General features: G+C 65.9%; 12 protein-coding genes. 5 read left to right on the top strand and 7 right to left on the bottom strand.

Annotated elements, in window-relative coordinates; translation table 11 throughout:
* Positions 1–2: 2 nt before the first annotated feature.
* The 6 genes from BAU06_RS09460 to BAU06_RS09435 all read right to left on the bottom strand — a co-directional run bounded on the left by BAU06_RS09460 (position 3) and on the right by BAU06_RS09435 (position 5,472).
* Entirely contained in the window at positions 3–1,307 is a 1,305-nt protein-coding gene (locus BAU06_RS09460) for a type II and III secretion system protein family protein (protein WP_066347659.1), read from the bottom strand.
* Positions 1,308–1,486: 179 nt separating this feature from the next.
* Positions 1,487–2,413, bottom strand: a complete 927-nt coding sequence (gene cpaB / locus BAU06_RS09455) for a Flp pilus assembly protein CpaB (RefSeq protein WP_066347658.1) — start codon at positions 2,411–2,413, stop codon at positions 1,487–1,489.
* A 6-nt stretch (positions 2,414–2,419) separates the two neighbouring features.
* Positions 2,420–3,133 (bottom strand): hypothetical protein, encoded by a 714-nt coding sequence (locus BAU06_RS09450; RefSeq protein ID WP_066347657.1) that lies wholly within the window; start codon positions 3,131–3,133, stop codon positions 2,420–2,422.
* Positions 3,130–3,801, bottom strand: a complete 672-nt coding sequence (locus BAU06_RS09445; protein ID WP_066347655.1) for a hypothetical protein — start codon at positions 3,799–3,801, stop codon at positions 3,130–3,132. The genes BAU06_RS09450 and BAU06_RS09445 overlap by 4 nt, the downstream gene beginning before the upstream one ends.
* Positions 3,791–5,209: a hypothetical protein gene (locus BAU06_RS09440; protein WP_066347650.1), complete on the bottom strand. Its 1,419-nt coding sequence runs from the start codon at positions 5,207–5,209 to the stop codon at positions 3,791–3,793. The genes BAU06_RS09445 and BAU06_RS09440 overlap by 11 nt, the downstream gene beginning before the upstream one ends.
* Complete coding sequence (locus BAU06_RS09435; RefSeq protein WP_066358564.1) at positions 5,206–5,472, bottom strand: hypothetical protein; 267 nt, start codon at positions 5,470–5,472, stop codon at positions 5,206–5,208. Before BAU06_RS09435 ends, BAU06_RS09440 begins: the two co-directional genes overlap by 4 nt.
* Positions 5,473–5,731: 259 nt before the next feature.
* Between BAU06_RS09435 and BAU06_RS09430 the strand changes: the two genes are divergently transcribed.
* The 5 genes from BAU06_RS09430 (at position 5,732) to BAU06_RS09405 (ending at position 8,854) form a co-directional block, all read left to right on the top strand.
* Positions 5,732–6,784 carry an RNase LS family HEPN domain-containing protein gene (locus BAU06_RS09430; RefSeq protein ID WP_066347645.1) on the top strand — a complete coding sequence of 351 codons (1,053 nt, stop codon included), beginning with the start codon at positions 5,732–5,734 and terminating at the stop codon, positions 6,782–6,784.
* Positions 6,784–7,155: a type II toxin-antitoxin system RnlB family antitoxin gene (locus BAU06_RS09425; RefSeq protein WP_066347642.1), complete on the top strand. Its 372-nt coding sequence runs from the start codon at positions 6,784–6,786 to the stop codon at positions 7,153–7,155. The genes BAU06_RS09430 and BAU06_RS09425 overlap by 1 nt, the downstream gene beginning before the upstream one ends.
* A 90-nt stretch (positions 7,156–7,245) precedes the next feature.
* Positions 7,246–7,947, top strand: a complete 702-nt coding sequence (locus BAU06_RS09420) for an SOS response-associated peptidase (RefSeq protein ID WP_066347639.1) — start codon at positions 7,246–7,248, stop codon at positions 7,945–7,947.
* Positions 7,948–8,199: 252 nt separating this feature from the next.
* On the top strand, positions 8,200–8,442 hold the full coding sequence (locus BAU06_RS09410) for a hypothetical protein (protein WP_066347633.1): 243 nt from the start codon (positions 8,200–8,202) through the stop codon (positions 8,440–8,442).
* Positions 8,443–8,482: 40 nt separating this feature from the next.
* Positions 8,483–8,854: a hypothetical protein gene (locus tag BAU06_RS09405; RefSeq protein ID WP_066347630.1), complete on the top strand. Its 372-nt coding sequence runs from the start codon at positions 8,483–8,485 to the stop codon at positions 8,852–8,854.
* A gap of 1 nt (position 8,855) precedes the next feature.
* On the opposite strand, the gene BAU06_RS09400 is transcribed toward BAU06_RS09405, so the two are convergent.
* Positions 8,856–9,338: a hypothetical protein gene (locus BAU06_RS09400; protein ID WP_066347628.1), complete on the bottom strand. Its 483-nt coding sequence runs from the start codon at positions 9,336–9,338 to the stop codon at positions 8,856–8,858.

The raw sequence follows: 9,338 nt of genomic DNA, 5'->3' as shown, positions 1-9,338 counted from the left end.
GTTCAATCCTTGAAGTCATATTGGTTCGCGCCGTGGCGCGGGTACGGCGTGGCCCATTGCGAACCATCGCCGCGATAGGGATCCCAGGCCTCGTGAGGAGCAAGCACCGGCTCGCCGGGCGCGGACATCAACATGCGGGGCGCGGCGGGAAAGGCTTCCTGCAAATGCTGGCCAGCCCGCGATGCGGCGCCCACCATGGACGCATGGCTTTCGGAAACCACCACGGGCGTCACGAAAATGGCGAGCTCCGTCTCCCTGAACTCATCGCGGCGCGAACCGAACAGCGCCCCGAGCAGGGGAATATCGCGCAGGCCGGGCAGGCCGCCGGATTCGCGATTGCGTTCGCGCGACAAGAACCCGCCGATCACCAGGGTACGGCCGGATCGCACGTTGAACTCCGTCGAGGCGCGACGGGTCTTCAAGGCGGGTCCGCCGCTGCCGGTGACCGACGCATCGACGGCGCTGGCTTCCACCTCGATGCGCGACCGCACCGTGCCGCTGGCGGCGATGGTCGGTGTGATCCGCAACGAGACGCCATAGGGCTTGAATAGCGTGGAAGCGTTGCCGTCCTTGTCCACCGTGGCGTACGGCACTTCCCCTCCGGCCAGGAACTCGGCCGTGGACCCGCTGCGCGCGAGCAGTTGCGGCTGCGCGAGCACGACCGCCTCGCCCGACCGGGCCAGCAGGTTCAGGCGCGACGACAGCAGCATGTTCATGCCGGCATAACCCACGCCCGGCGCGGCGCGCAAGGCAGTAGAGACGGGCGACTCCCCGGGCCGCTCCGCCAGGCGCCGCGACGCCGCCACATCCAGCGCCCACCCGGCCGTCAGGCCGCCTTGGGTGGATTCGTCCCAGCGCACGCCAAGTTCGCTGAGGCGCGAGCGCGGCAGCTCGACCACCTTTACATCCAGCAGCACCATGCGGTCCCACCCCACCTTGCCGGTGAAGTCCAGCACTTGCGGGTAGCGCTGCGCCAGCGCGGCAATGCGCGCGTGATCGGCATCGGACAGGTCGCTGCCCTCGATGACGATCTGGCCCCCGATGGACTCGGCGCGCGCGCCGGGAATGCGCGCCAGCAAGGCATCGACTTCCGTCCGCATGCTGCGCGACCGGGCGGGCGCCACGCGCACCGTATACGCGGTACGCTTGCCGCCAGCCCAGACATGCAGCGAGGACTCTCCTTCGGCACGGGCAAAGACGATGACCTCCGCGGCGTCGGCGGGAACTGCCTGGAGTATCTCCCCATGCCCGACGGCGACGCGGCTGACGCCCCGATGCGTCAGCACGCGTGTTTCACCCACCTGCATTTCCAGCAGCGTAGGGACACGGCACCATGCCGCGTCAGGCCACAGCGCGCAGAAGGCAAGCAGCACCGGAAGCGACGCCCGGACAATCCAGGGCGCGAGCGCAGCGAGGCAGGTCCATGCCAGGCGAGCTTCCGCCCCGGGGACACCGCGCCCCCGCCGCCGCCGGCCAGCCATCGCGATCATGGCGCCGTCCTTTCCGTGGCGTCGGCGCGAGATCCCCGCAACCGGGTCCGTCCCGCGCTGACAACCTCGCTGGGAACATCGGCCTGGAACAGGCCTGGCGCAGCCTGCCTTGCCGCATCGTCGTCGAGCCCGGCGTTGGCATCCAGGTGAAGACGATCGCCATACAGGACAGGCACGGACCGTGGCGGCGCGTCGCCGGGGGCATCGATTCCAAGCAACGCCGCGAGATCCCCCTGCGCGGCGACCGCATGCGTGGCGGCATCCTGATGATGCCGCAGGATCGCCGTGATACGTCCGGCCTGGCGGGCGGCGACGAGCTTCACCGCATCTTCCGGCCCCGCGTCCAGCGTAATGGTGGAAAAGGCGCCCGCCGCGGCTTCATCGCCCTCGCCTTCCCGGCCCGTGGCCAGCACCAGCACGCCCTGCAGCAGGGGCGCGGTGATCTGGCGGCGGCCATGCTCGAAGGAAACATAGAGATCGAGCAGATCGCCGGCCTGCAACATGCCGGACAAGGAGTTGATGTCATCCACCGGGATCGTGATGGCACGCCGCCCGGCGGGCACGCGCGAGGACAGTGGGGCGGCCTTTTCCGGCGCCACGTGCGCCCGCTGGATGGGATCGCCGCGACGCAGGGGATGGGCCAGTACGCTGTAGGTGTAGGCCGCGAAATCTTCCGGGGCCAGGGCGTCGCTCGGCGCCCATTCGCGAGGGATGTCGCGAACGGCGACGTAGGCTTCGTCCAGGCGCGTACCCGCCTCGAGGTCGTAGGCGGCGACCAGTCGCGAGACAGTGGCCACCCTGGCTTGTGCCTCGATCTGCTCGATCCGTCCTTGTATATGCTGACGCGCCGCCCACGCCGCGAGCAGGCCCGCCACCACCGTGACGGCCGCCATCAGCCAACGCTGCCGTGCAGGATGCGACATACGCGTCTAGGCTCCGATGCGCACGATGGCCGTCACCCCGCTGCCTTGTTCGAAGGGCACGATGGCCACGGATAGCGTCATGCGGCCACGCACCCATGCCTGCATGGCGACATCCGTTTCCCGCGGCGCGGCCTCGCGCCATCCATCCGCGGCAAGCTCGCGTGCCAGCCTTGTTTCCAGCAGCACAGGCGGCGTCGCGTGGGTCCAGATCTGCTGGATGAGCTCCGCGCGATCTTCTCGTGACCGCAGTTCGAACTGCAAGCGCCCGCCGGGCAAGCGCCAGGCCGCGGGTGGCGGCGCGGGATCGCGCTCCAGCGCGAGCACCGACAGGGTGCCCCATGTTCGGCCCGCGCCGGCGTCGGCGAGACGTGCCGTCCAATGCACGCCATTCGCCACACCGGCCAGCAGGATGGCGTCCGGCATGACCCACAAGTCGCGCAGCGCCGGCTGCCGTTGCGTCAGCCACATCGCGACATCCGCCGGCGCCCCGGGCGCATCGAGCGCCCACGCGTGCACGCTCTGCCCCTGCACGCGCAAGGCATCGCCCAATGCGATGTAGCCGCCCCCCTCGGGCAGGGCTGGGGGCACCACCAGCGGCAGCGCGACATCGGCAGCCGGTGCATCCATCGTGCCGGCACCGATGCAGGGCAGTTGCCAGGCGCAAGCGAGCAGACCCGCCACCGAAGACCGCAGGAAAGGAGGTACATGCAGCGAAATCATCGGCGCCGCCCCGCCCCACGCCCGGAGGACCGTAGCCTGTCGGCGGGGACCAGATCGGACCATGGCGACAGCCAGTCCAGGTTCGGCCGAGGGCGCTTCCAGCCCTGATCCAGGCCTTGCCAGTATGCTGCCGCCTGTCGTGCCGAGGCATGGCTGGCGCGCGCCGCGCCGGCCCACGCCGCCCGCGCGGCCGCGATACGCCGCTGCGTGGCCGCGTCGCCGTCGGCATGCCCGGCATCCGCCAGAATCGCCGTGTGCCGATGCAGGACGAGGCCATCGCCATGCTGCGGGTGCGGCAGCCCCCGTATCGACGCCCGGGCGTGCACCATGCCGCGATCCGCCAGGCCGAAGTCGTGCCGCAAGGCCGCGACTGCCGGCCCACCCGGCCCCGGAAAGTCGGCGGCATGTGCCGCGCGCGTGACGCGCAGCCGAACCGGGCCGGAATGCCCGGCGGGCGCCGCAGGGTGCGCTATCGCGACCTCGCCATGGCCGGCCGCACGCTCGCCCAGCGCATGCCGGAAGGCTTGGCTTCGGGCGGCATGGGCGGCCTGCAGGCCCTGCCACTGGAAACGCCCGATCGTGATCGCCGCCGTTGCCAACAGGCCCAGCAAGGCCATGCCCGCCAGGGCCTCGACCGCGGCCTGGCCACGCTGCCGGTCAACGTTCATCGGCCGCTCCCTTCGGCGCGCCGGGCCGCGCCAGCCTGGCTTGCCAATACGGACGGAACAAGGTGGCCAGTTCCGCTGCCCCATCGACGCGCGCGTGTGGCCGGGCAAAATAGGTTTCCGCCGCGCTCTCCACGGCCATATCGTCGTCGCGCGCCAGCCCGGCATAGGCATAACGCCCTGTCGGGGCGGTCACGGTCCCGCGGCCTCCCGTGGTTGGCAACAAGGGCGCGGGCTGCCGCAGCGATAAAGCGAAACGCGCGGCACGCCCGGCCCGCCTCGCCGGGACCTCCGCGTACGCGGGCAGGCCTTGCGCGCGCCACCGTGTGGCATCGCGCATGGCGTAGGCGTGGGCAAGGGGATTGGATACACCGTTGACGATATCCCACGAGGTGTGCTCGCGTACCCACCGCCAAAAGTCCTGTTGCGCGAAGCTGTCCGGCGCATCGACGCCGCCCTCGTCGCCCGGCCCTGCGCCGGATGCCGTGGCCTGGGCCTTGCCCCAGCCCATCGCGTACTCGCGGTAATAGCAGCCTATGTATTTGTTCGATCGCAGCTTGTGAAATGACTGCGTATCGATGGAACGCCATACGCCATCGCGCCCCAGCCGGGTACCGCCCCGGCGACGCAGCTCATGCCGCCACGTCGGGCAGCGGAAGCTGACAGGCCAGCTGTTGCGTGCATCATGGTTGCGCGGCCCCAGGAATCCATAACGGTCCACCGCCGCCAGCACCGTGGCGCGCAAGGCGCCGCGCCCATTACCCGCGTACCGCCGCACGAATCCAGGCCAGTCGTCGGCATGCACCCTGAGCGCCAGGCGATCGCGCGGTGTGCCTTGCGCTTGCGCATCCAGAAGCGGCGGAGCGGGAAACTCCGGATAGTTCGCTTTCACGACCGCATGCATGGCCCGCAGCCGGCTATCGGGCAAACCGTCGATGGTCGCCCGTACGGACGCCGCCAGCACGCCATGCACGACGCTGTCGTGGCGGGCATAGGCGCGCGCGAAATGCATGGGCGACATGCCGCTGACAGAGCCCGCGGCCGCGCTGGCATAGGCCTGGCCATGCGCCGGCCCGAACAGCATGGCAATCACACTGGCCGGTGGATTGCCGCGCGCCGCGCGCCGGCCTTCCGTCTGCCCCAGTTGCGTCCAAGTGGCCAGCGTGACGAGATGCGCCATCGCCACCTGGTGCGCGATCTGCGCCCGGTTGATATAGGCGATAAGATTCAGCGCCCGCGCCTGCACCAGCGCCCCGCTATATGCGGCGGCATCGGCGGCGTGCGTCAGCCGCGCACGGGCGGCGATGGTCTGCCCCAGGTTGTACAGCAGGACCAGGCAAAGGGCACCCAGGCCGGCAAGGCCCAATGCGAACGGCAATGCCTGTCCGCGCGCACCGCTGGCGGGACTCATTGCGCCGCCCCGGCATTGCCCGTGAACGACTTGAGCGATTTGGCCTTGGCTTGCGCGGCGGCCTTATTGGCCGCCGTCTGCGCCGCACGGGATTGCTCGGCTCCACTCTCGCCGGCCAGCTCACGCGCCATGGCCGCGGTCTGCGAACGGACCACCTGGCCGAACAGTTGGTACACGGCGATGGCCGCCACCGCGACCAGGGCGACCACTATGATGTACTCCGTCAGAAGATTTAGAACTGACGCAAGCTTTTGAAATTCCAGAATCTTTTGGTCGTCTTGTCCAATACAAAGACAACTCCTGCCAGTCGTAAGCCATTGAATCCTCAATGGTCACGAGGCGGTTTTAGACAACCCACCAGCTTCTAAACGTCTGTCATTTATTGCTAGACCTCGCTGTGGCAGCGGCGGAAATGCCACAGGCGAAGCGCCGCCAGGACCGCAAGGCGCTTCATTGGTGTATGATCCGCGATCGTAAAAATATATTACGCGCGGCGGTTCAGCGCGCGCACGCGCCTACCCTATGTCCGCGAAATCTTTGAACCTAGATCAGTCTGCGATTCCCGCTGCCATCAGGGAATTTGCCGTTAGCGTTGGGGGAACGGCAACTGGCCCCAACGAAAAGAAGGCCTTCGATGAATGGGTCCTCAACGTCGACGGCCACAAGACTGCACTGCTCCACGTCTATAAGAAAAAAGATGGGAGCACGACGCTCATGTCGAAGGTCGGGCAGAACGTTGATCTCTCCGAACGATTGGCTGCTTTTGTGGCAGAGCGGACACAGCGAGCGCCGGCGGAGAACCGGCCATTTGCGCTGGGCAATATTCCGTCGGAAAACTGGGGGTTTTTGTTACAGTACCTGACGGACAACGGCTGCAAGATCACCGAGGAACCGTTGCAATACGGTCAGCGGTTCAAGGTCGTCGGTCCACAGCGGGATCAGGTCGTTTTGCACCGCTATGACACTGGCAAGTTCCTAATGCAGGGACGCCACATGGCGGTCTATGCTATGGTAGCCGCAACGTTGTGCGAACTGCACGAGGATAAGCGCGAAGTTCTCGAGGCTCAGCTTGAGGTGGTACCCGTCAATGCAACGGTAGACGGTCTTTTCGACGAGCTTCAGGAGCACCTTCCGACCGCTGCTAACTACCTCGGGGAAACCGGCCGCGCGATTCTTGCGCCGTCTATTGCCCTGACGAAGATCGCGGTGGAACTTCCCGACTATTCCGTTGTGGCGTTTCCAGCTTTACGTGGCCTGGAGTTCTATATGAAGCAACTCTTGGTAGACAAGGGCTTTTCGGTATCGCCTAAGCAGGGCCTTGGAGCGTACTTCACAGCACAGGGGGCTCTGTTGGCATCCTATGCGCAGAAGCTCAACTGCCCGCATACGGTGGAAGCGCTCGAGAAAGCCTATGAAATCCACGCTCAACATCGCAATGGCCTTTTCCACGCCGATGGGTTCATTCCTGAAATGACGCGTGTGGTGTCCGACAAGGCAGACGCCGTCTCAATCGTGTATCACGTACTGCGCACAATAGAGACATCTTACGCAAAGATATCCGGCACAGCTCACTGATGGCCCGTAAAGGCTATTCCATTCAGAAAGGTCCGTCTGCGGCCTTTCCGCTTATAAGCTTCTCGCTGACAAGCGAGCGGCCAGAGGTCTTTTTGCCGAAGGTCGAGAAAGAACTGAAGAAGAGCGGATTTGTTGGACGCGTTTTGGTCGATACGCTGGGCTGCAATGGGATGACGGCACGCCGCTTCTTTGTCGGCGAGTTCGACGGCGAACAGTTGAGGCGCTCATCGTTCAAGGCAATATCACACTCCGATTTGGATGCTGCCACGGAGCAGTTTTGCCTCAAGTTCTATATGTCGCACTTGGAAGATTTAGAGCGTTCAGTACTGACCCCGGTGCAGAGATTCCGACTACAACGTGCCGCAGTCTAGGTCGCGTTGTTAGAAGGGCGACGCCCGAAACCGCCACGTGAGCACGAAGGGAACACTGTTTTTCCGTTAAGCAGTGACGGGGAAGATCGAATGTGCTCACATTACACCGCCCTGAAAAAAGCCGAGCAGCTGGAGCGCTACTTTCGCGCGCGCGGCATCCCCATTCCCAAGTCCGACATGTGGCCGCGGTACCCAGGCGTCTTCGTGCGCCGGCCGCCGGAATGGGAATCTGGCGATGAGGCTGTACCGGAGCGGGAGGCTGTCATCGGGCGCTGGGGCCTGATATCGGCCATGACCCGCCCGGAGAAGGCCAAAGACGCTCAGAAGCTGTCCACCTTCAACGCCCGGTCCGAGACGGCCGGTAAGTCCTTCACCTTCGGCAATGCCTGGCGCCGTGGCCAGAGATGTCTCATTCCGGCGCATGCGGTGTTCGAGCCGGACTGGCGCGCGGTGGACGCGGGCCTGGCCAAGAATCCGACTCCGACGCGATTCTTCCGAGCCGACGGTGCGCCGCTTGGCATCGCGGGTCTGTGGGACAAATGGCGCAGTCCGGAAGGCGAATGGATTGAGAGCTTCACTATGCTCACCATCAACGCCGACCAACATCCGCTATTCATCGACTACCACAAGGCGAAGGACGAAAAGCGCATGGTCGTGATCCTGCCCGACGGCGCCTATGACGACTGGGTGACCGGTGCCGGTGACATCCGCGACTTCCTGCAGCCCTACCCCGCTGATAAGCTGGTGGCCGAGCCGGTCGTGAAGACCGCCGTCGCGAACCCCGAGGAATAGCCATGATCCCAAACGGATATGCGTCCCGCCCCTTAGGTTTGGAAGACCTGCGGACGATCGCGATAGCTTGTAGGGTGCTGCCCGCAGACGCCGAAATGACGCCTGAGCTGCTGGAGTACACCCGAACCATCGTCATGCACTGCGCCTCAATTGGCGATGACTATACGCTTGAGGACAGATCGGCTGGAGACCAGATTCGGGCGGCGTTCAGCCTTGCATAGTATTTATTCCGCTTAGCGGAAGGGAGCGGCCATGACCCCGTTGGAACGAGAGCGGGCCGCGTTGCAGCTTGCCGACGAACATCTCGCGGCAGGGCGCCGCATCTATCAACGGCAACTGGTGCTGACGCAAAGCTTGCGCGAGCGGGGAATGAGCACGGTCGAAGCAGAGCAACTGTGCAAGACCATGGCTTACTCCCTAACGCTGATGCGCCACCATCGAACTCAGGTTTGGCACCACGTGCTCGACCTGACGCCGGACTCGCCGGAATCCTAAGTCGGCCATATACTGGATGGCCGTCCAGTAGTTTACGGCCATGTCCCGCTACCCTCCCCTGACCGACGCTGAGCTCCGCGAGCTCTATCAGCGCAATCCCACGCCAGAGGCGCGGCGGCTGCTGTGGGAGATCGATCGATTGCACGGACTGGTATACGAGCTCGCGCAATTCCTGACCAGCCTCGTCCAGGCCGACCTTGCGGCGGAGCAGCTGACGGCGTTCAGCAAACTGCTCGCGGCGACCGACGCGGAGCCGGCCGTGAAGCGCAAGCGGGCCGCGGAGAGGCGCTATCTCCAGCCGCCGCGCGTCCTGGCATGCTCCTGGGCTGATACCTTCGTCGGGCCGCCACAGCGCTGGGAGATCCGCGCCAGGGAGATCGGTATGGCCAAGCACAAGCCGCGGCGACGGTAGGCTACCGCGCGCCGAGGGCTGCGCGGACATACCCCTGCAGTCCCGTCACTTGGTCGGCGAGGCTTGCAGCATATCGGACCACTTCGTCATATCGTCCTGCGCACGCTGCAATAACGCCGATGACGTCAGGGCCGGCGGCTGCATCAGCTCCGGCGCTGGCTGCGGAATGTGCGGCGGCGCGACGGGACTGGAGGCTGGCAAGCTGTGCGCGCAGCCGGCCAGCAGCAGCATCAAGATCAGCGGCGCGCTTCTGAGTGGCCAGGACCTGGCCGCGGTACTTCGCATAGTTTTCCTCCGCTTGTTGCTGAGTCGCCTGCTCCTGGGCGCGGTACTGCTCCGAAAGCTTGGCAGCGGCCGCCTGGGCTTCCAGCTGCGCCTGGGCCTGCCCGGCGGCGTATTCGTGCCGGCCGTACCACTTCACGCCAACCACAAGGGCCAGCGCCAGCAGCAGGCCGGCGGCCGCGGCGATGAGATAGCCGCGCAT

This window comes from Bordetella bronchialis, from assembly GCF_001676705.1.
Classification (GTDB): domain Bacteria; phylum Pseudomonadota; class Gammaproteobacteria; order Burkholderiales; family Burkholderiaceae_B; genus Bordetella_C; species Bordetella_C bronchialis.
The sequence above is the reverse complement of the archived record's forward strand: the minus strand, read 5'-3'. Positions and strand labels throughout refer to the sequence as shown.